This is a genomic window from Shewanella sp. SP1S1-7 (assembly GCF_031932105.1).
In the GTDB taxonomy this organism is placed as follows: Bacteria; Pseudomonadota; Gammaproteobacteria; order Enterobacterales; family Shewanellaceae; genus Shewanella; species Shewanella baltica.
In genome coordinates, this window is record NZ_JAUOEU010000040.1 from 14333 (window position 1) to 35432 (window position 21100).

17 protein-coding genes and 1 riboswitch are annotated in these 21100 nt (G+C 47.0%); of the genes, 12 read left to right on the forward strand and 5 right to left on the reverse strand.

All coding sequences use genetic code 11. The features are described 5' to 3' along the window. Positions 1 to 49: 49 nt before the first annotated feature. Complete coding sequence (locus Q4Q49_RS20410; RefSeq protein ID WP_261273452.1) at positions 50 to 1408, reverse strand: sodium:alanine symporter family protein; 1359 nt, start codon at positions 1406 to 1408, stop codon at positions 50 to 52. A gap of 250 nt (positions 1409 to 1658) precedes the next feature. Then, positions 1659 to 1782, reverse strand: a riboswitch (glycine riboswitch). 463 nt (positions 1783 to 2245) lie between these two features. On the opposite strand from Q4Q49_RS20410, the gene Q4Q49_RS20415 reads away from it, so the two are divergent. The 11 genes from Q4Q49_RS20415 to napB all read left to right on the forward strand — a co-directional run bounded on the left by Q4Q49_RS20415 (position 2246) and on the right by napB (position 13977). After that, a complete protein-coding gene (locus Q4Q49_RS20415; protein ID WP_312000297.1) occupies positions 2246 to 2920 on the forward strand; it encodes an ABC transporter ATP-binding protein in 675 nt (224 codons plus the stop codon). Further along, a complete protein-coding gene (locus Q4Q49_RS20420) occupies positions 2910 to 5534 on the forward strand; it encodes an ABC transporter permease (RefSeq protein WP_312000298.1) in 2625 nt (874 codons plus the stop codon). Before Q4Q49_RS20415 ends, Q4Q49_RS20420 begins: the two co-directional genes overlap by 11 nt. Then, positions 5534 to 6757 carry a lipocalin-like domain-containing protein gene (locus Q4Q49_RS20425; RefSeq protein WP_312000299.1) on the forward strand — a complete coding sequence of 408 codons (1224 nt, stop codon included), beginning with the start codon at positions 5534 to 5536 and terminating at the stop codon, positions 6755 to 6757. Before Q4Q49_RS20420 ends, Q4Q49_RS20425 begins: the two co-directional genes overlap by 1 nt. Before the next feature lie 317 nt (positions 6758 to 7074). Next, positions 7075 to 7455: a type IV pilin protein gene (locus Q4Q49_RS20430; RefSeq protein WP_220592067.1), complete on the forward strand. Its 381-nt coding sequence runs from the start codon at positions 7075 to 7077 to the stop codon at positions 7453 to 7455. Beyond that, the gene (locus Q4Q49_RS20435; protein ID WP_311889722.1) at positions 7456 to 7893 is read left to right on the forward strand and encodes a GspH/FimT family pseudopilin; all 438 of its coding nucleotides are present in this window, start codon (positions 7456 to 7458) and stop codon (positions 7891 to 7893) included. Further along, a complete protein-coding gene (locus Q4Q49_RS20440; protein WP_312000300.1) occupies positions 7890 to 8300 on the forward strand; it encodes a prepilin-type cleavage/methylation domain-containing protein in 411 nt (136 codons plus the stop codon). Before Q4Q49_RS20435 ends, Q4Q49_RS20440 begins: the two co-directional genes overlap by 4 nt. 2 nt (positions 8301 to 8302) lie before the next feature. Then, positions 8303 to 8872 (forward strand): prepilin-type N-terminal cleavage/methylation domain-containing protein, encoded by a 570-nt coding sequence (locus Q4Q49_RS20445; protein ID WP_312000301.1) that lies wholly within the window; start codon positions 8303 to 8305, stop codon positions 8870 to 8872. Positions 8873 to 8890: 18 nt separating this feature from the next. Next, positions 8891 to 10534 (forward strand): polymer-forming cytoskeletal protein, encoded by a 1644-nt coding sequence (locus Q4Q49_RS20450; protein WP_312000302.1) that lies wholly within the window; start codon positions 8891 to 8893, stop codon positions 10532 to 10534. Positions 10535 to 10787: 253 nt separating this feature from the next. Next, positions 10788 to 11057 (forward strand): chaperone NapD, encoded by a 270-nt coding sequence (locus Q4Q49_RS20455; protein WP_011847712.1) that lies wholly within the window; start codon positions 10788 to 10790, stop codon positions 11055 to 11057. Continuing rightward, entirely contained in the window at positions 11054 to 13549 is a 2496-nt protein-coding gene (gene napA / locus Q4Q49_RS20460) for a nitrate reductase catalytic subunit NapA (protein WP_312000303.1), read from the forward strand. The genes Q4Q49_RS20455 and napA overlap by 4 nt, the downstream gene beginning before the upstream one ends. Beyond that, the gene (napB, locus tag Q4Q49_RS20465) at positions 13546 to 13977 is read left to right on the forward strand and encodes a nitrate reductase cytochrome c-type subunit NapB (RefSeq protein ID WP_312000304.1); all 432 of its coding nucleotides are present in this window, start codon (positions 13546 to 13548) and stop codon (positions 13975 to 13977) included. The genes napA and napB overlap by 4 nt, the downstream gene beginning before the upstream one ends. A gap of 266 nt (positions 13978 to 14243) precedes the next feature. On the opposite strand, the gene Q4Q49_RS20470 is transcribed toward napB, so the two are convergent. Continuing rightward, positions 14244 to 14396 carry a hypothetical protein gene (locus tag Q4Q49_RS20470; RefSeq protein WP_006082989.1) on the reverse strand — a complete coding sequence of 51 codons (153 nt, stop codon included), beginning with the start codon at positions 14394 to 14396 and terminating at the stop codon, positions 14244 to 14246. Between the two features lie 93 nt (positions 14397 to 14489). Here Q4Q49_RS20470 and Q4Q49_RS20475 point away from each other — a divergent pair, with 93 nt between their 5' ends. After that, the gene (locus Q4Q49_RS20475; RefSeq protein ID WP_106649520.1) at positions 14490 to 15377 is read left to right on the forward strand and encodes a LysR family transcriptional regulator; all 888 of its coding nucleotides are present in this window, start codon (positions 14490 to 14492) and stop codon (positions 15375 to 15377) included. Between the two features lie 196 nt (positions 15378 to 15573). Here Q4Q49_RS20475 and fusA read toward each other — a convergent pair whose 3' ends face one another. The 3 genes from fusA to Q4Q49_RS20490 all read right to left on the reverse strand — a co-directional run bounded on the left by fusA (position 15574) and on the right by Q4Q49_RS20490 (position 20930). Beyond that, the gene (gene fusA / locus Q4Q49_RS20480; protein ID WP_220592060.1) at positions 15574 to 17667 is read right to left on the reverse strand and encodes an elongation factor G; all 2094 of its coding nucleotides are present in this window, start codon (positions 17665 to 17667) and stop codon (positions 15574 to 15576) included. Positions 17668 to 18108: 441 nt separating this feature from the next. After that, on the reverse strand, positions 18109 to 19557 hold the full coding sequence (locus Q4Q49_RS20485) for a diguanylate cyclase (RefSeq protein ID WP_312000305.1): 1449 nt from the start codon (positions 19555 to 19557) through the stop codon (positions 18109 to 18111). A gap of 334 nt (positions 19558 to 19891) precedes the next feature. Then, a protein-coding gene (locus Q4Q49_RS20490) for an IS630 family transposase (protein WP_203433045.1) occupies positions 19892 to 20930 on the reverse strand; the annotation gives its coding sequence in 2 pieces (ribosomal slippage) (positions 19892 to 20470 and positions 20472 to 20930; 1038 coding nt in all). Between the last annotated feature and the right edge of the window lie 170 nt (positions 20931 to 21100).

A 21100-nucleotide genomic window follows, 5' to 3' on the forward strand; every position in this document is an offset into this window, starting at 1 on the left:
AAAATAATGTGAAGTAATTTATTGTTTTAACAACACTAATAAGCCGTCTCTAAGAAGCCGTTTCTAAAGTTTGATTCGGTAAGATACGGGCAAAATAACTTTGGGTTTCGGCGATGATGATATGCCTCAAGCCCACAATGGCAATCAAGTTTGGAATCGCCATCAAACCATTAACGGTATCGGCCAATAACCAAATCACATCGAGCTTGATAAAAGCGCCGCCCGCGATCAGTACTAAAAACACCACTTGATACAAGCGTAAACCGCGCTCGCCGACCAAGTAATACCAACAGCGTTCACCGTAATAATGCCAGCCTAGAATCGTCGTGAATGCAAAACACACCAGCGCAATGGTCACCAGATACTGACCCACAACCGCTGAGCCGCCGAGGGCAAATGCCGCGCTCGTCATCGCCGCGCCCGCAGTTTCACCACTCCACACACCAGTGATGATCAGCACTAAGCCCGTCATAGTGCAAATAATGATGGTATCGAAGAAGGTGCCCGTCATGCTGACTAAACCTTGCTCAACGGATTCATTGGTCTTAGCGGCAGCCGCTGCAATCGGCGCGCTACCAAGACCTGATTCATTGGAAAACACGCCGCGAGCAATACCGATTTGAATCGCCTGCGCCACTGTCGCCCCTAAAAAACCTCCCGCTGCCGAGAGTGGCGTAAAGGCCGATTCAATCACTAAACCTAAGGCGGGTAAAATTTGCTCAGAAAATCCCACTAAAATCCACACGCAGGCCAGCACATAACCAATCGACATGGCAGGCACTAGCTTTTGCGCCACATTCGAAATGCGCTTAACCCCACCTAAAGTAACGGCGGCAACGAGCACTGTCAGCACGGTCGCCGTCAACCAAGTCGGTACTTCAAAGGCAATCGTCAGCGCATCGCTGATGGCGTTAACCTGCGCAAAAGTACCAATACCGAAAAAGGCCACACCAACCCCAAATAGAGCGAACAATTTCGCCATCCAAGGCAGACCAAGGCCGCGCTCGATATAGTACATAGGGCCACCCGCAATCTGGCCGCGCGCATCGGTCGTGCGATATTTTACTGCGAGCATACACTCGGCATATTTAGTCGCCATGCCAAAAAATGCCGCCAGCCACATCCAAAATAACGCCCCAGGACCGCCCATTTTGATGGCCGTCGCCACGCCGACAATATTGCCCGTGCCTATGGTGGCGGACAAGGCAGTACAAAGCGCTGCGAAGGACGATAAATCCCCATGACCTTTTGCCGGTTTAAATAACAATCCCAGCGCCATAGGCAGACGAAAAACTTGGATAAGCTTGAGGCGTGCAGTGAGGTAAATCCCCGTGCCCACCAGCAAACAAAGGGTGATTGGGCCCCAGACGATGCCATTAATACTGGCAAGAAAAGCTTGAAAACTCATGATATTCCTCGAATATTAAACAACAAAATTAATAAACGGAGGAGGAAAAGAAATGGCTGTGACGCGCCGCAGTCGGACGCTATTGCAAACTATTTCTAGCCTGTGCTCGACTGAGATTCACCCCAGCTGAACGCGAAATGCGCAGCAAGCGAGTCCTCTAAACGAGTGCTTTCAATAGATGCAAAAATACGCTATCTCAAGCAAAGGGTAAAAATAGCCCACGACGACAAACGACAGGGACTGTGCAGTCATCCTCTCCTCTGTCCTTTTGCCTGAGCGTTTCGCGTCGCTTGAATAACACCACGACACTTTCGCCTTCGGCGCTACCTGATTGCACAATGAGTGCAACTGGTAGTCTCTCCAGAGGCTCGTCCAGTAACAGTCCACGCCTTACGGCACCTGAAAGAGTGCTTTGTTTTTATGGGAAGATTCGATTCAATAAAACCGTCGCTTCAAATAAAACCAAAGTTGCCTCGTCGGTGTGGGGTCAATTCCCCACTCTCCTGCTACCTTCATCCGAACGGATTGTTAGATTGAGATTGACTCTCAAGCTAACAGGACGCACAGAATGCAACAAACGCGGCTTCAGCTCAAGCCGTTTGCTCACAGTTCGTCGAGGATTTAATTCAATTGACTATTTTTACGGCAAGTGACGATTTATGTTTTGTTACTCCGTTTATGATCCCATTACAGGAAAAATCAGTATCTATCTGAATAGAAAATGCTTTATCTTGAACACAGGATTGCAATGCTAAATTGCAGCCAGGATATGTTGGAGCCACAGCTTGAAACACTGCTTACCACATAAGCCGCCAATGGATATAAAGGAGTTGCTCAATGGTCGACGTCGCTAAGCTTAACCAAATCAGCAAGTGCTTTCGCGATGGCGAGCAATATCATCAAGTGCTGCAAGCAGTAGATCTACAGATCCATAGAGGCGAAACCGTCGCGCTCACCGGTCCCAGCGGCAGCGGCAAAAGCACCTTACTTAACCTTATCGCCGGTTTTGAAATGCCTGACTCGGGCGAGATCTTGCTAGAACAAGCGTCCACCTCAAATTGGCAAGACAAAGATTGGAGCCGTTTCAGGCGCAATTCCTTAGGTGTTGTATTTCAGCAATTTAACTTACTTACGCCACTCAACGTGAAAGATAATATCGCCTTCTCCTTAAGTTTAACCGCGCAGCCGTGGTCAGCCTGGTGTGACTATCTGGTTGAAAAACTTGGACTGATGCCATTACTTCACCGCCAAGTTGAAGCCCTGTCCGGCGGTCAACAACAGCGCGTAGCCATTGCCCGCGCCTTAGCCCATAAACCGACGTTACTGCTGGCCGACGAACCCACAGGTAACTTAGATGATGTGTCGGGTAAGCAAGTCATGGCATTACTGTGTGAACTGGCGCGGGAAAGCCAAACCAGTATCTTAATGGTGACCCACAGCGAAGAGTGCGCCGCCTTTATGCAAAAACGTTGGCACTTATCCCAAGGTGCAGTCGCTATCTATGAACAATAAACCGCTCACGAAAGCAACATCTGCTGGACTTCAGCAGACTGGGCTGAGACTGACATGGCTCAGTCTAAAGGTGTTTATCGCCCATTATCGCCATGCGCCCATACAAGCAGGAGCCATTCTGCTTGGTATAGCTTTGGCCGTGACGCTACTGATTGGGGTTAAAGCGACCAACGACAATGCGGTGCGCAGTTATAGCGATGCGACTGAGCTTTTGAGCCAACGCGCCGATGTGCTACTCACGCCGCCCCTAGGACAAAACACTTTAGATGAATCTGTCTATTTCGCCTTGAGACGAGCCGGATTAAGTCAGAGTCTCGCCGTGGTGAACGGCAAAATTTCCGGTAAAAACGGTCAGTTCTGGCAACTGGAAGGCAGCGATTTGGTCGCCGCATTAACACTACAAAAATCGAGACGTAACGCCTCGACCGACACACCATCAGCTACCTCGCCACAGATGAATGACTTACCGCTTGCCGATCTCCTCAGCGGCGCAGCCACAGTAATCATGAGCCGCAGCCTAGCAGCCAAAGTGGCACCAGAAGGTAAACTTGTTTTAGAAAATAGCACCTTAGATGTCATTGCAATTGATGACAGTTTTGGTCTCGGCAGCGCCATCTTGGCCGATATGTCCCTCGCCCAGCAATTACTGAACATGCAAGGCCGATTAAGCTATATCGCCATGTTCAGTGAGCGAGAAAACCTACCTAAACTAAAATCCCAACTCGACGCTTTAGGGATTACGCCCCAAAAGGCCAGCTTTAGCCAACAGGATCAAGGCCAAGCACTGATAGCATTGACCCGCAGTTTTCACCTTAATCTTAATGCTATGAGCATGTTAGCCTTCGTTGTCGGCCTCTTTATCGCCTATAACGGTGTGCGCTACAGCTTAATGAAGCGGCAAAAATTGTTAGTACAGTTATTACAACAGGGAATTGAGCGCCGCGCCTTGATGACGGCACTGATGTTCGAATTAATTTTGTTAGTTGTCATAGGTTCAAGTCTGGGCTTTATCAGTGGGTTGCAACTCAGCCACTGGCTGCAACCTATGGTCGCCATGACCTTAGAGCAAATGTATGGCGCCCACTTGCTCCCCGGTATTTGGCAATGGACTTGGCTTTTTGAGGCAATTGCCCTCACCTTAATTGCCGCGCTCGCCGCTTGCTTGCCCTTGTATTTAGATCTTACGCGCCAAGCACTTGCACAAGGGGCGAATCGTTATCAGCAAATGCAGGCACACCGCAAAACCCATAGCATTCAATTTGCCTTAGCCTGTGGCTTATTGACCTTAGCGGCTCTGCTGTTTCCCTTCAGCCAAAGCTATAACATCAGCTTAGTGTTGCTCGGTATCGTCGCTATCGCTATTCCCTTATTGTTGCCGCAATTATTGCATTGGGGCGTCAGTGCATTAATGCCCTTGGCACGTCCTGGATTGTGGCAATATCTGCTCGCCGAAACCCGCGAGCTTATCGCACCGCTCTCCTTGGCTATGATGGCGATCTTGCTGGCGCTCAGTGCCAATGTGTCAATGAACACCCTAGTGGGAAGCTTCGAGCAAACCCTGCGGACTTGGCTAGAAACCCGCTTGCATGCCGATCTCTATATCCGCCCACCGAGCCAGCGCATCGACACGATTCAAACCCTGCTGATGCAGGATCCTAGAGTCAACGGTCTTTATCAGCAGTGGCAGATTGAAGCCCAGCTTTCACTCCCTGTCTCGACGGATAGTTCGAACGCACAAACAATTCCAATTAGCCTACTTAGCCGTGATGAATATTCAATTCGCCACACCAGCGCCCTGAAAGAAAGCCTGCCAACTCTGTGGCAGTCCTACTTTAACGCCCCCGTGATCTTAGTGAGCGAGCCCTTAGCCATCAAATACCAATTGCAGCTTGGCGATAGCGTGTCATTGGATGCGCTTAAGACAACCGGTAACAGCCAAGCCATTATCGGCGGCATTTATTATGACCACGGCAATACCCGCAACGAGGTGATTATCAGCCAGCCATTATGGCAAAAGGCACAATTACCTGTACTGCCGGTAAGTTTAGCGGCGAATTTTTACGGTAAAGAGCGAGGCAGCAAGATCAGTGAAACGGATCTCGATGAACTGCAAATCCAACTGGCAAGCGAATTAGGTTTATCCCAAGCACAAATCTACAGCCAAACTAAGATTAAAACCCAAGCTATCGCCATGTTTAAGCGGACTTTTTCGATTACCTTAGTGCTAAATAGTTTGACGCTAATTGTCGCCGCAATTGGCCTCTTTAGTGCCTGTTTAATGTTGACTCAGGCAAGGCAGGCGCCACTGGCACGGCTGTACTCCTTAGGTGTGAGTCGTAATGCGCTACGCGCTATGGTGTTTATGCAGATGCTGATTGTGGTGCTGATCACTTGCCTGCTCGCTATGCCAACGGGCGCGCTGTTAGGTTACCTGCTTATTAATAAGATCACCTTGCAAGCCTTTGGCTGGACGATAAAAATGATTTGGGATTGGCAAGCCTATGGCGAAGCAATACTGATTGCCTTAGCCACCTGCACCTTAGCCGTGCTCTTGCCGCTATATTGGCAAACCCGCAAACCACTGGTCGCCAGTCTGCAGCAGGAGACACTGTGATGAAAACACTCAATCTGAACAGTATTGTATGGGCAGTGGTGGGCTTAATGCTTATCGGCGGCTGTGATAAAACACCATCGCCCCCAAATACTCAGTCCAAATCCATGGCCAATGTGGTAGGGAAAACCTCGACTAACCAAGATGATTTAGCCTTTGCCCCTGTTGTTCCCGGCTATAGATTTGAGTTTCCGCGGGATCACTTGGCGCACAATGGCTTTCGCCAAGAATGGTGGTATCTGACCGCCAATTTAACCACAGAAAAAGGTGAGCAACTCGGCGCCCAGTGGACGCAGTTTAGAGTTGCCCTTAACCCCACAGATTTGCAAGCAACCTTTCCACAAACAACAGATCCACAAACAGCAACTCCGCAAGCAACTGATACAACAACCAAAAGTGAATCAACTTGGGCGACTCAGCAGCTTTACTTGGCCCACAGCGCATTAACCTCGAGTCAAACTCATCTGGCTCACGAAAAGTGGTCGCGCCGCCATAGCGAGTTTGCCGAGGTGAAATTAGATCCCTATCAAATCCGCCTCGATAACTGGCGCTGGCAGAGCGAAACCAATGCTCTCTTTCCCGCCACATTAACGGTGGAGAATCCTGATTTTAGCTACCGACTTCAGCTTAACAGCCAAGCACCACTGCAATTCCAAGGCACTAACGGCTATAGCCTTAAAAGCCGCGATGGCCAAGTTGCCTCTTACTATTACAGCCAACCCTTTATCGAAATCTCAGGTGAAATCAACCGCAATGGCAAAGTGGAGCGAGTCGCAGGCCAAGGCTGGCTCGACAGGGAGTGGAGCTCGCAATTTCTCACGAAAACGCAACAGGGTTGGGATTGGTTTGCGCTCAGATTAAACGATGGCTCGACGCTGATGTTGTTTCAACTACGAGATCAGTCTCCAGCAGAGTCCGCAAAAAATGCGCCTATCTCGGCATTTTATAGCGCCAGAAGAATGTTTACCGATGGCACAGGGCGCAATATCAATTCCACTGACAATCCCAATGACATTCAGATGACGCCACTTAAATGGCAACACACTGTCAATGGCGACTATCCCGTTAGCTGGCAAGTTAAGATCCCCAGCGAGAATATCGATATCACTATCACCCCGCTCAATCCTAATAGCGCCATGCCATTATCGACGCCCTACTGGGAAGGCCCAGTACAACTCTCTGGCAGCCATACTGGTACAGGTTATATGGAACTGACGGGCTATTGAGCCCAAACATAGTTCTTATAACCAGAAATGCTAAGTCAGCGCGAAGTAACATAACAAGACAGTTATTCAGAGAATCATTTTAAACTGCTGTTATATAAAGATATAGCAACACGCCGTACGTGACCAAGCCCACAATAACACCCTATTTGCGATCGAGTTCAAGACTAATAATCAACCAATTGTTGCATTTTAAAGTCAACCCAAATACAGTATCATAAATTTAAATGACAACGTTGTCATAACGTACAAATAACAGTTTAACTCTCACGTTTATGAGTGACTGCAATGCGCATCAACCGACACAAATGGAGTTGTGAATGAGTTCTATCATCCGCATAGAGAAAGGTTTTACCTTAATTGAACTCATGATCGTCGTTGCAGTTATTGGCATTCTCGCTGCTATTGCTATCCCTTCTTTTTCCGAATACCTAAAGCAAGGTCGTCGTTTCGATGCCCAGCAATATCTGATGACAAGCGTGCAAGCATTAGAGCGCAATTATTCCCGTCATGGTAAGTACCCTGCAACGCAAACCTTAACCAATAGTCCTTATTACACCTTTAGCTACACACCAGCGGAAGACAAGTTAAGTTTCTCCCTCTCGGCAATCCCAACCAGCCGCCAATCGGATAGCTGTGGCACGTTAAGCGTTAATCAGAAAGGTGTGCGAACTCCCGCAGCCAATTGTTGGACGAATTAAATGTCAAACACGTGGAATCAAGGATTTACCTTAGTTGAGCTTATGGTTACCGTCGCGATTATCGGTATTTTAGGCAGCTTAGCCCTCCCTTCGTACCGCGACGTTATGGCACGTGAACAGCTAACAGCCGCTGCGAATGAATTGGTCTCTAGCTATAAATTTGCCCGCAGCGAAGCGATAAAACGCAGTACTTTAATTACTCTCACGGCAACAGAAGCAGGACTTTGGGTCATTAAAGATAGCGACGATAACGAATTGAAGATTTTTACGCCTCCGACGCATGGAATTGATGTAACAGGACTGACGAGCATCAGCATCAGTGCCACAGGCAACACCGCCAAAACCAGTATTTCATTGACGAACAGTCAAGGTGAAAACATGAATTTATGCATTTTACCGAGCGGCCAAAGTCAACTTCAAAGTGAGGATTGTGCATGAAAGCCTTCAATCACATAGGTAAAAAGCACCTTGGCTTTACCATGACAGAAGTTTTAGTTTCACTCGTGGTATCAGTCACTTCATTGCTTGCACTGGCAAAAGCGCAGCTATCATCGCTACAACATGCCAGCAATAGCTTTCAATACACAGTTGCCACAGTGCAAGCGCAAAATGTCATTGAGCAGATTTGGCCAAGATTATGCGAAGTGCAAAAGCAACCCGCCCGCTTCGAAGATATCAATTTTAGAGCCAGTTTAAGCCAATATTTCCCCATAGGCTTTGACTTAGTGTTACCCGCCACTTATCAAGACAACATGGCAATTACTGTGACTTGGCAAGATGGTCGAGTCGATACCGATAATAGCGTCAGTCTTAACGCCAGTTTTCCCCATCTGTGTAAGGCCTAACTGTGATTTCAGCTCATCACACTCAATGGAGACACATTAAACCCGCCTTAAGACAATCGGGGTTTAGCTTATCCGAACTGATGATTGCCATGGTATTAGGGCTGATCATCATGATCGCTGTGATCAATTTCTTTGCGCCACTTAAGGCCACCGTTGAGGAAAGTAAACGTCTAGAAAATGCCGCCGACGCCTTAAGGTACGCCACGCTAACGCTCAGTAAAAGCATCAAACAGGCGGATAATGTCGCCCTTGTATCGGCTAACGAACTCGTCCTAAGCACGCGTGCCTCCGCAAACCAACCGAGTATTAGCTGTTTAGGCCAAAGTAAAACCGCTGATTACACCGAAACCTTTAGCTTTTTAGCACCTAACTTATCCTGCGACGATGGTGATGGCGCACAAACGCTTCTCACTGGGCTAGAAGCGGCTCACTTCTCTCAAACTGGTGAACTCGTCAGTATTAATTTGAAACCCTTAGCTTTACCGACCCAATATGATCAGGGTATTAGCTTACAGATCGCACTGCGTAAACCTCTTTGGCAACAAGCCATTAATTCACAACAAGTGCCATAGGCACGAGGAAGCACAGACATGCACACGGAACGTTCATTTGCTCACGCTTCGCCACTTCGCGGCAATATTAATAAGCAAAAGGGTGCAGTGTTACTTATCGTCTTAGTCTTCAGTATATTAGCCAGTTTATTGGTCGTGACATCACTGCGAGATAACTTAGTACAAGAGCGGCTGAGCGGGAACTTCCAGAAGCAAGTCAATGCGCAACTCACCGCCGAACAAGGCATGTATGAAAGCTATAACACCCTCAAAGCGACTTTAATTAAAGCGCCTCAAAGCACCGCGGCCTCCTTACATGACAGTCTGCCAAAGAGTGCCTCAGGCAGTATCGACAGCAGCGCCTATACATTGACAAAAACCGTGACCCCGAGCGCCGAACTCAGCGTCAACAGCACTGGGCAACACTTAGAAGGTCAGGCCAAACTCAATGCACTCTTCGCCCTAAAAGGCGCAAAGGGCAATAACATTTTTAACGATGCCATCGTTTCCTGCGAGAGCCTCAATCTTACTGGTAGTAGCACAATCGATGGTTATGACTCACGAAAAGGTGCCTACGGCGATAGCTTCAATAATGATCAAGGCAACAGCCAACTCAATAAGCACGGCAAAGGCAATGTGACGACGGTTGAACCGAATGCCGATGTAACCTTGTCGGGCAATTCGCCGATTTACGGCGATGTCAGTGCTACGGGAAATGTTACATTGACAGGCTCATCTTCCTTAATGGGCAATATTCAAAGCAATAAAGATGTCATCTTAGGCACAGGTACTATCGGGGGAAATATCGCTGCGGGTCAGAATTTCGAGCTAAAGAACAGTGGGACAGTTGAAGGCTCAGTGCAAGCCAATAACAACGCATCAACGGCTCCCGGTGCCAAAGTGAATGGGACGCTTCAATATGGTGGTGATGGCAACTTCCATCAAAATAGCAACATTGGCCAAGCAGTGAAACAAGCGCCTAATGTCCCTCCCGTTCCCACTAAGTCCTGCGATCCCTTAGATATTGGCGCCGTGATGGGAGGGTTTAAAATGCCCAACAATGGCGCGAGAACAATAGCATCAACCCAAAATGTCACCATTTCGCCAACGGGCTCGACAGCGAGTTCAGGTAACAGTAATGCGTTTCCAGCACTGTCCTCAAGCTCCGAAAACATCTTCGGTTCTGAAACCCCAGTATTTAATCTCGACAGTTTAGTCATGAGTAGCGATGGTGTATTAAACATCAGCGGTGGGGATGTCACACTGATCATCAATGGTGACTTTAAAATGAGTGGCGCAAACCAACTCAATATCGCCCCTGGCTCAAGCCTAACGCTATTTGTGAATGGTGAGATTTCCTTTACGGCGGGTACCAATAACGGTAATAGCATTAAAAGCCAAACCCTAACCAGCAGCAATAAACCGCCGTTAGCGATTTATTCGAGTTCAAATAAAGATGTTACTGTCAGTGGAAGCGTGCCGATTTACGCCGCGCTTTATGCGCCTAAATCAAAAGTCAATCTGCCCGGTGGCCCCGAAATCTTCGGCTCAGTAAGAGGAAAATCCATCACCGCCACGGGCAATGGCAAGATCCATTATGACAATGCCCTAGGCGAAGCCGATTTGGGCAGTGAAAATGCCATTCCGCCCGCGATATTGCTTAAAGGTTGGCAATATTTATAAACTTGAATTATTGGCCGTATCCCATATACGGCCAAGTACAACACACCTCATCAGCAATAAACTCACCGCTTAAATTTCAAACTGAGAGTTAGATCACTCGCAAAACTTTGATCCGGATCGACTATCGCTTGCAATACCTCTTGTGAGGTATACCCACATTTTTCATCAGGTCTAGACTCACCAGTATCAGTACTCGGTTGCTCTCCTTTTTAATATTAAGCAACCGAGTTAACACCACTACAGGTCAGCCCTTATGAGTCAGGAATACCACGTCACCAGCCTTGTGGTGCATGCCGCACCTAAAGTATTACAGCAGGTTGAAGCCAATATCCGCTCATTAATGGGCGCCGATATTCATGCGGTTACGCCCGAGGGAAAATTGGTTGTCACCCTCGAAGGGAGTAGCCAAAGGGCGATACTCGACAATATTGAAGCCATCAATGCCCTGTCCGGCGTGTTATCTGCCAGTTTGATTTACCACCAAGTCGCACCTTTAGAACAAGAGAGTGAGGAAAGATTATGAGCATAAGCCGCCGCGAGTTTCTCAAGGCCAACGCAGCGGTTGCCGCCGCAACAGCCGTTGGTGTCACGCTTCCCATTAAAATGGTTGAAGCCGCCGAACAGCCAGACAATATCAAATGGGATAAAGCTCCTTGCCGCTTTTGCGGTGTGGGTTGTAGCGTATTAGTCGGCACCAAAGCGGGTAAAGTCGTTGCTACTAAGGGCGATCCTGAGAGTCCAGTCAACCGTGGCCTTAACTGTATTAAAGGTTATTTCCTATCAAAAATCATGTACGGCAAGGACAGATTAACCACGCCCTTGCTGCGGATGAAAGACGGCAAATACCATAAAGAAGGCGAGTTCACCCCAATCAGCTGGGATATGGCCTTTGATACTATGGCGGCGAAATGGAAACACAGTCTCGCCACCAAGGGCCCAACATCAGTGGGTATGTTTGGCTCTGGCCAATGGACCATTTGGGAAGGCTACGCCGCCTCTAAACTCCATAAAGCAGGTTTTCTAACGAACAATATCGACCCTAACGCACGCCACTGCATGGCCTCTGCCGTAGGCGGTTTTATGCGCACCTTCGGTATTGATGAGCCCATGGGTTGTTATGACGATTTAGAAGCCGCCGATCAGTTTGTGCTTTGGGGCGCGAACATGGCCGAGATGCACCCAATTCTATGGGCACGTTTATCCGATAGACGTTTAAGCAGTCCAACTTGTCGCGTGCATGTGCTGTCGACCTTTGAAAATCGCAGCTTCGATTTAGCCGATAATCCTATGGTGTTCCGCCCGCAATCGGACTTAGTGATCCTCAACTTTATTGCCAATTACATTATTCAAAATAAAGCGGTTAATACCGACTTTGTCACTAAACATACTAAGTTTGCCTTAGGCGTTGACGATATCGGCTATGGCCTGCGTCCAGATCATCCATTAGAGAAAAAAGCCAAAAATCCAGGCAATGGTAAATCAACTCCAATTAGCTTTGACGAGTACGCCAAGTTTGTCAGCACTTATACGCTGGAATACGCGGCTAAGATGAGTGGTGTTGAGCCCGAAAAATTAGCAACCTTAGCCAAGGCCTATGCCGATCCTAACGTTAAAGTGATGAGTCTGTGGACCATGGGCATTAACCAACATGTTCGCGGTGTATGGGCAAACAACATGCTCTACAACATCCACTTACTCACGGGCAAAATTGCCACTCCGGGTAACAGTCCATTCTCGTTAACAGGTCAACCTTCGGCTTGCGGGACTGCACGTGAAGTGGGGACTTTCGCCCATCGTTTACCCGCCGATATGGAAGTGACCAACGACAAACACCGCGCCATTACCGAAAAACTATGGCAGGTGCCTGAAGGGACGATTCCCGCAAAACCTGGCTACCATGCCGTACTCCAGAGCCGCATGCTCAAAGATGGCAAGCTCAACTGCTACTGGACTATGTGCACCAACAACATGCAGGCGGGCCCCAACATCAACGATGAAATCTATCCTGGTTTCCGTAATCCAGAAAACTTTATCGTGGTTTCAGATCCCTACCCAACTATCACCGCCATGGCGGCGGATTTGATTTTGCCAACGGCAATGTGGGTCGAAAAAGAAGGGGCTTACGGCAACGCCGAGCGCCGTACTCATATGTGGCACCAACAGGTTAAAGCCCCCGAAGGCGCGACCTCAGATCTGTGGCAATTAGTCGAGTTTTCAAAACGTTTTAAAGTATCTGAAGTCTGGCCAGCTGAGTTGATAGCTAAGCAACCAGAATATGAGGATAAAACCTTATATGAAGTGCTATTCGCCAACGGCGTGATCGACAAGTTCCCCACATCGGATTGCAAAGCAGATCTCAACGATGAGAGCGAGCACTTTGGTTTCTATCTGCAAAAAGGCATTTTTGAAGAATATGCCACATTCGGTCGTGGCCACGGCCATGATCTAGCCGACTTTGACCGTTACCACGAAACCCGCGGCCTACGCTGGCCAGTCGTTAATGGCAAAGAAACCCTGCGCCGCTTCGTAGAAGGGAGCGACCCTTATGTCAAAGCGGGTGAAGGCTTTAAATTCTATGGTAAGCCAGATGGTAAAGCGGTGATCTTCGCCCTACCTTACGAGCCCGCCGCCGAAGAGCCGAATGCAGAATACGATCTGTGGATGTCGACTGGCCGCGTGCTTGAGCATTGGCACACAGGCTCGATGACCGCCCGCGTCCCCGAGCTTTACCGTGCTTTTCCCGATGCGCAGATTTTTATGCATCCAGAGGATGCCAAAGCCCGCGGTGTACAACGCGGCGATGAGGTCATAGTAGCCTCACCGCGCGGTGAAGTGAAAACCCGAGTTGAAACTAAAGGCCGTAACAAACCGCCACGCGGCGTGGTATTTATGCCCTTCTTCGATGCGCGCCAGTTAGTCAATAAACTGATTTTGGATGCGACCGATCCCCTATCAAAAGAAACTGACTTTAAAAAGTGCCCAGTCAAAGTCACCAAGGCGGAGAATAACCAATGAAAAAAATACTCACCTTAACTGCATTACTTATCGGCATAGTAGGCTGTTCCGGTCAGCAAGCCGACACTAATGCAGCGCCGGTTAACATTCAATCCCTCGCAGGAAACATGGCGATCACCGACATTCGCCCAGCCGATGCCATGGCAACCTATCCCAGCCGCGGCACCGCCATTGAGCGCAGTTTTAGCGAGCAACCACCGCTCATCCCACATAAGGACGATTACAAGATCACCTTAGATAAAAATGGCTGTTTAAGCTGCCATAGTTGGGACAAGGCAAAACGCATGAAAGCCACGCCTGTCGCTAAGTCCCATGTGATTGATGATAAAGGCACAGTGAACGGACATAACTATTTCTGTACTCAATGCCATGTCGCTCAAGCCGAAAACAAGCAACCACTCGTTGAGAATCAATTCTCCGGCCAATAAATCACTTTCCCCTGCAGAGCAAAGCCACCCGAGTTTATAGGGTGGCTTTTTTACTATTTAAGCATCCTATCCTAATGAATAGGCTTAGAGTCAGTAATGAGCATTCAAGTAAATATAAGACTAAACGTCTATCGCTGGCTCAGCGTCCGTTACTGAACAGTACTTTCACCGAGGAAGGATTGAGCAGAGGTTAAAAAGGCAAAGTGAGAATACAGGGAAATAAAGATAAGAGCAGAACCTAAAACGCAGAAAAGTAAAAACCCAGCCTAGGCTGGGTTTACTTGTTGTTTTGCTTTATGCAAATCACCCGCTGGAGCCGTTTTAGTGACTTGCGCCGCTTTAGCGTTTTGCACCTCTTTTGCCACAGGCATAGCCGCCTGCCACAAAGCCCCTACCCACAGACTCGAACTTGATTTCATCGGTATACCCCTGTTTTGTTAACAAGGTCAAAGTAATATTTAAGCCATCATTAGTAAAATGAATAAATTCCATAATATGAATTCCATTTGAGCATGAACATCCCAATCAAGACCTTACAGTGTTTTCTGACCCTAGTGGAAACTGAAAACTTTACCCGCGCCGCGCAGAAATGTTTTATCACTCAGCCGACACTGAGCAAAATCATCCAAAGACTCGAAGAAAGCCTAGGGGAAACCTTGCTGATCCGAAATAACCAAAAGGTTGAGCTAACTCAGGCAGGGCAGCTATTTGAGCATAGTGCGCGGGAAATCCTCGGTCAATGGCATAGATTGCAGGAGGACATGAGTAACCTCAGCGGTCTCAAGTCGGGGCGATTACGGCTAGGGGTGTGTCCCATGATGAGCAGCCTAATTATAGGTTTGCTCACTAGCTATCGTAAGCGCTACCCAGGAGTTGAGCTACACATGTATGAGTACGGCGGATTTGGCTGCGAGCAAGCCCTACTCAATAACAGTCTCGATATCGCCTTTACTGCGCTCCCCACGACCCATGAGACCGAACTCGTCAATCAACCCCTGACTAAGTACCCTTTACTCGCATGCCTGCCAGAGGGGCATCCCTTAGCCGAGAAAGACCACTTAAACTGGCAGGACTTCCAACCCTACCCTTTTATTCTCTATAACGAAGACTTCTCCCTCGCTAAACTGATTAATCGCCTCAGTCGCAAAGCAGGTGTTCAGCTCAATATTGCCTTTCGCAGCGGCCAATGGGATTTTCTCGCCGCCATGGTTGAGGCCGATATGGGTGTCGCCATTTTACCTGAGCCTATCTGCAATAGACTAAGCACCAGCAAACTGATCTTTAAACCTATGCAGCCCGCAATGACATGGGATCTGGCGCTTATTTGGCGTCAAAGTTTACCTTTAACACCCGCGGCCAAGGCCTTGCTTGAATTGAGTAAACAAAAAACTGAGCGCTGAAATACTGAGAAGATAAAGCGAGAAATGACATTCTGTAAAACAAAAGGATACGGACTTTAAACAAAGAGATACGAAGCTTCGTCAACCGTAACTAGTGATGACAGTTGGATCTCACCCATAAAAAAACCGCTGTGAGCCTAGGGGCCTACAGCGGTTTTTATTAGCTAACTAAATATTAGCTAATGTAAGTTAAGAATTACTTCTTAGCTTCAGCAGCTTTACGTTCTTTAACTTGAGCAACAACTTTCTCAGCTACGCTAGCTGGACATTGGCTGTAGTGTGAGAACTCCATAGAGAACTGACCACGACCAGAAGTCATTGTACGTAAAGTACCGATATAGCCGAACATTTCTGATAACGGTACGTCAGCTTTAACGCGAACACCTGTTACACCAGCAACTTGGTCTTTGATCATGCCGCGACGACGGTTTAAGTCACCGATCACGTCACCCACGTTGTCATCTGGGCTGAACACGTCAACTTTCATGATTGGCTCAAGAAGTTGTGGTTTAGCTTTGGCAATAGACTGACGGAAAGCGCCTTTAGCAGCGATTTCGAACGCGATTGCTGATGAGTCAACTGCGTGGAATGCACCGTCAGTTAATTCGAACTCAACGTCTAACACTGGGAAGCCAGCGATAGTACCTGTGTTCATCATGCTCGCGAAACCTTTCTCAACTGCTGGCCAGAATTCCTTCGGAACGCTACCACCAACTACTGAAGATTTGAACACGAAACCAGTGTTTGGCTCACCTGGGCGGATGATATATTCGATCTTACCGAATTGACCAGAACCACCTGATTGTTTCTTGTGAGTGTATTGATCTTCAACCATTTGAGTAATGGTTTCACGGTAAGCAACTTGTGGCTCACCTACGATCAATTCAACGCCATAAGTACGCTTCAGAATGTCTACTTTGATATCTAAGTGAAGTTCGCCCATACCTTTAAGGATGGTTTCACCTGAATCTTCGTCAGTTTCTACGCGGAATGATGGATCTTCAGCGATCATCTTACCGATAGCGATACCCATTTTCTCAGAGCCGCCTTTATCTTTTGGCGCAACTGCGATAGAGATTACTGGCTCTGGGAACACCATGGCTTCAAGAGTACATGGGTGTTTCACGTCACATAAAGTGTGACCAGTTTGAACGTTTTTCATACCCACGATAGCGATAATGTCGCCAGCTTGAGCAGATTCAATTTCAATACGGTCATCAGCATACATTTCACACATACGGCCGATACGCTCAGTTTTACCTGTAGCGCTGTTCAGGATGGTGTCACCCTTCTTCAGTTGACCAGAGTAGATACGTACGAAAGTCAGGGCGCCGAAACGGTCATCCATGATTTTGAACGCTAATGCTTTTAACGGTAAATCAGCAGAAACGATAGCGAATTCGCCAGTTTCGTTGCCTTCTTCGTCAGTTAATGGTTGTGGATCAACTTCATCTGGTGATGGTAAGTAGTCAACAACAGCATCAAGAACCAGTTGCATACCTTTGTTCTTGAATGCAGAACCACAGTATGTTGGGAAGAATGCCATAGTACGAGTACCCGCACGGATACAACGCTTGATGTCTTCCATAGATGGCTCTTCACCTTCCATGTAAGCTTCCATCACAGCATCGTCTTGCTCAACGGCTGTTTCGATCAGCATTTCACGGTATTCTTCAACAAGATCAACCATGTCAGCAGGAACGTCTTGAACTTCGAAGTTCTCTGGTAAACCTGAATCATCCCATACATAAGCTTTACGAGTTAACAGGTCAACAACACCTGTGAATTCGTCTTCAACACCGATTGGTAAAACCATAACCAGTGGATTAGCAGCTAATACGTCTTTAGTTTGCTTAACAACACGTAAGAAGTCAGCACCCATACGGTCTAACTTGTTTACGAAGATAATACGCGCAACTTCAGATTCGTTCGCATAGCGCCAGTTAGTTTCTGATTGAGGCTCAACACCGCCTGAACCACAGAATACACCGATACCGCCATCAAGCACTTTCAGAGAACGATAAACTTCAACTGTGAAGTCAACGTGTCCTGGGGTGTCGATAACGTTGAAACGGTGATCTTTCCAGAAGCAACTAACTGCAGCAGACTGAATAGTAATACCGCGCTCAGCTTCCTGTACCATGAAGTCAGTGGTAGATTCACCATCGTGAACTTCACCGATTTTATGGATTTTACCGGTTAGCTTAAGGATACGCTCGGTGGTCGTGGTTTTACCCGCGTCAACGTGAGCGAAGATACCAATGTTTCTGTATTTGGATAATTCGGTCATGATTCAACTTTAATGAGTAGTTTAAGAAGTAGACGGAGTATGCGACAAACACCGACACACCGCACATCAGATTATTTTAGGCGCATATTGTAAATTGGAACCCTTCTCGGCGCAAATGGCTAGACTACTTTTTCACGATAAAGTCGCGTAATAATTTAATAAAATGGCCATAAACACGAACTAAAACAACTTAGTAAAACTCTTTAGCTTATTTTTCAGTCAATCAATAAAAAACGTTAAAAAAACTACATTCTAATGGGATAAGGTCATTTCTAATGAATTTCTATCATATTGTTAGGTACAAACCACTAACATTAACCCATGAGCATTACGGCTGGTGCAATAATGCTAATCCTTCCTCTAAAATAAAGATGGCTTAGTAAACTCATCTCAGTAGCAACCATTTACTTAAATAACAGTAAATCATACTTGCGCAAATGTTTACCTGTCGGTGCACATTTGATTACGCCCTTGTGCTTTAGCACGATAAAGCGCGCGGTCGGCACGTTCAAAGCACAACATCATAGGTTCGTTATCGGCAAGCTTAGCGACGCCAAAACTGCAAGTTAACTGCACATTGTCAGTAAATTGATAATGTTTGATCCTCTCAGCTATCCGCACACACAAGCTTTCAACTAAGGGTAAGGATGACTGCTGGCAGAGGATCACAAACTCTTCGCCACCCCAACGGGCAACCACATCAGATTCACGCACGCAGTGCTGTAGTACCTGCGACACTTGCTCAAGGATCCGATCCCCGACGTTATGCCCTAGCGTGTCATTAATCTCTTTAAAGTAATCGATATCAATCATCACAAGGCACATGCCTGCCTTAGCAGATTTATCATGCTGCTCATTATTAATAAAAAGGCGATTAAAGTAATGTCGGTTATACAACTTGGTCAGGGGATCATGGGTAGATAAAAACTCGAGTTCGGCATTTGAAGCCTCAAGCTGCTGTCGTAAGGTTTCGAGCTGCTGATTCTTATCGGTGAGTCTACGGTTATATTGACTAATAAAGTAAGTTCTCGCCCCTAATATGAGCAGTAACAAAAATGTCGCGCAGATCACTTGGTAAACAAGTGAATAATTAGTCTCATCTATGACAGTCACATTATTCCACTTCTGGTAAATCGTGATCCGCTCTTGCTCACTCACAGCATTTAAGGCCTTATTTACCATAGGTAACAAGGACTCTTGACCATAAGCGACGCCCATCCGCAGCTCATCTTCTGGGCCACCCCAACCGGCTATTTTCAAATGATTAAATCCCGTTTGTTGGATATAAGAGTTAACCGAAAACATCGATCCCACAAAAAGATCGGCGCGTTTATCGAGAACCGATTGCAATCCTGCGGGTTCACTGGCAACGGTAAGCGTCTCTATCTGAGGATAATAATGCTGAATATATTCGGCCAAACGATAGCCTTTAGGTACGGCTAAAGTACGTGCGCCAATATTCTCAAATCCTTGTAGAAAAGGCTGCTCTTTAAGTGACACCAATACATTAGGAGAGCGAAAATAAACATCACTGAAGTGCAGATAAGTCTCTCGTATCAGGGTTTTATTCAGCATAGGAGTTAAATCACACTGTCCGCTTTGCAAAAAAGATAAGGTCTCGGTCCAAGAGGAAGTCGGCACCAGCTGAAACTTGAGCGAGGAATGCGATTCAATATAATCAATATAGTCTGACGAAATACCCAGATGCTTACCCTCTCGGATTCCTTCATAAGGCAACCAGTCAGGGTCGACGCAATATCTTACTGTCTGAGTAACACTAACATCTTGGCCAGCAGGCTTAACATTCGCCATCGCTAAACGGTCGGCATAAGCCAGTAATGGCATACACATCAATAGCGGCAATAACCTCAATAAGCCACGCAATTCCATTGATAGTTTCAACCTAAAAGCAGATGCTCGATGGGTAATGTAAAAAAGTGTATACGTGAAAACCGCATAATACCAATTCCCATCACGATGAGTGCGAAGCAGTTACTTATCTATAGTCGGCTCAAAACGCCAGAATATGTGTCAACGCGACACAATAATGGATGTGTAGACTGGTATAAAACCCTCTTGAGTGAGGATGGCTAACATTGAAGTAAATAATGATTGAGGTAAAGTATCACTTTTTTCAGATACTCAGATTAGAGCTTTCAAATTTGGCGAGCCTAACAGGACACGATTAATTTACAACTATATCAACAACTTATACCATTCCACATTAAAGTTCAGTCACCTTTGCCCATTCCCGAGAGCACATTTTTACCACGCGTTTTGTACAACTGATAAAGCTGTTCCATGCCTGGCTGCAGGCATCCACTATGTCCTCATATCCTTTAAAACAGCGATTGGCGAGATAATGTTGGCGCAGCCAACTCCATACCTGTTCGATGGGGTTTAGTTCTGGGGAATATGGCGGCAGTTTGAGTATAGACAGGTTGGGGATATCAGCAGCAATGTCATTGGTATGCCAACCCGCACCGTCCATTACCACGACAGCATGGCGGCCAGGTTTGGTGCGTTTTGCAATCAGCTCCAAGTGCTGGTGCATGATGTCCTTATTAACGAATGGCGTGATGATGGCTTCAGTTTCTCCTGTTGCAGGACAGACTGCGCCGAAGAGATGCACATATTCAAACTGCTGCTGTCTTAGCGCTCTTGGTCTACTGCCTTTGGGGGCCCAAAGTCGTGTCGTTGTATTTTGCTGGCCGAATCTGGCTTCGTCCTGAAACCAAATATCAATCTGGTGTGGTTGTATATGAATGGGAGCGTGAAGGATCGTTTCCAGAGGAAACTTTTTTAAAAGCGTCCTGTAAGCTCTGAGTTTGTTTTGGATGCCTGGAGCGGCTGGTTATCCAACAGAATCCCATGCTCTTTAGTAGCTTGTAGATGTGATTGGGATGATACTCGACATTAAATTCACTCGAGATGTATTGCTGGATGTCGGCCCCAGTGAGTCTGCCGCCCTCATCTGATTGTGCTTTGAACTCAATGTATCTGGCGAGTCTTCTTTTTTGCTCATTTGACAATGACGGCTTCTTCCCTAGGCGTGGTTTATCTTCAAGTCCTGCCAGTCCTTGCCCAAGATAGCTGGAGACCCATAAGTTGACGCTAGATCTGGCCACCTTCAACTGGCTTGCCACCTGAGTGCGGTTATGGCATTGCAAAAATAGCGATACAGCGAGCAATCGCATGCGCTTATGCGGATTTTTTTCTCTTTTGGAGAGGCTAAGCAGACTTTCAGCAGTTTCAGGTTTCATAATCCAATTTTAAGCTGTTGGGTTGCTTGCTATTAGATCAGACTTCAATGCGGAATGGTATTAAACATCCATAAAGATAAAGCAGACCCGTAATTATTTTGGCAAAAGTAATATTTTCTAACATGCCAATACGAAAAAAGCCTCTACATTGCTGTAGAGGCTTTCGTCTT

What these genes read in the sequence shown, in the direction of transcription:
- Q4Q49_RS20410 (WP_261273452.1), bottom strand. Translation starts at nt 1,408, where the DNA reads ATGAGTTTTCAAGCTTTTCTTGCCAGTATTAATGGCATCGTCTGGGGC.
- Q4Q49_RS20415 (WP_312000297.1), top strand. Translation starts at nt 2,246, where the DNA reads ATGGTCGACGTCGCTAAGCTTAACCAAATCAGCAAGTGCTTTCGCGAT.
- Q4Q49_RS20420 (WP_312000298.1), top strand. Translation starts at nt 2,910, where the DNA reads ATGAACAATAAACCGCTCACGAAAGCAACATCTGCTGGACTTCAGCAG.
- Q4Q49_RS20425 (WP_312000299.1), top strand. Translation starts at nt 5,534, where the DNA reads ATGAAAACACTCAATCTGAACAGTATTGTATGGGCAGTGGTGGGCTTA.
- Q4Q49_RS20430 (WP_220592067.1), top strand. Translation starts at nt 7,075, where the DNA reads ATGAGTTCTATCATCCGCATAGAGAAAGGTTTTACCTTAATTGAACTC.
- Q4Q49_RS20435 (WP_311889722.1), top strand. Translation starts at nt 7,456, where the DNA reads ATGTCAAACACGTGGAATCAAGGATTTACCTTAGTTGAGCTTATGGTT.
- Q4Q49_RS20440 (WP_312000300.1), top strand. Translation starts at nt 7,890, where the DNA reads ATGAAAGCCTTCAATCACATAGGTAAAAAGCACCTTGGCTTTACCATG.
- Q4Q49_RS20450 (WP_312000302.1), top strand. Translation starts at nt 8,891, where the DNA reads ATGCACACGGAACGTTCATTTGCTCACGCTTCGCCACTTCGCGGCAAT.
- Q4Q49_RS20455 (WP_011847712.1), top strand. Translation starts at nt 10,788, where the DNA reads ATGAGTCAGGAATACCACGTCACCAGCCTTGTGGTGCATGCCGCACCT.
- napA (WP_312000303.1), top strand. Translation starts at nt 11,054, where the DNA reads ATGAGCATAAGCCGCCGCGAGTTTCTCAAGGCCAACGCAGCGGTTGCC.
- napB (WP_312000304.1), top strand. Translation starts at nt 13,546, where the DNA reads ATGAAAAAAATACTCACCTTAACTGCATTACTTATCGGCATAGTAGGC.
- Q4Q49_RS20470 (WP_006082989.1), bottom strand. Translation starts at nt 14,396, where the DNA reads ATGAAATCAAGTTCGAGTCTGTGGGTAGGGGCTTTGTGGCAGGCGGCT.
- Q4Q49_RS20475 (WP_106649520.1), top strand. Translation starts at nt 14,490, where the DNA reads ATGAACATCCCAATCAAGACCTTACAGTGTTTTCTGACCCTAGTGGAA.
- fusA (WP_220592060.1), bottom strand. Translation starts at nt 17,667, where the DNA reads ATGACCGAATTATCCAAATACAGAAACATTGGTATCTTCGCTCACGTT.
- Q4Q49_RS20485 (WP_312000305.1), bottom strand. Translation starts at nt 19,557, where the DNA reads ATGGAATTGCGTGGCTTATTGAGGTTATTGCCGCTATTGATGTGTATG.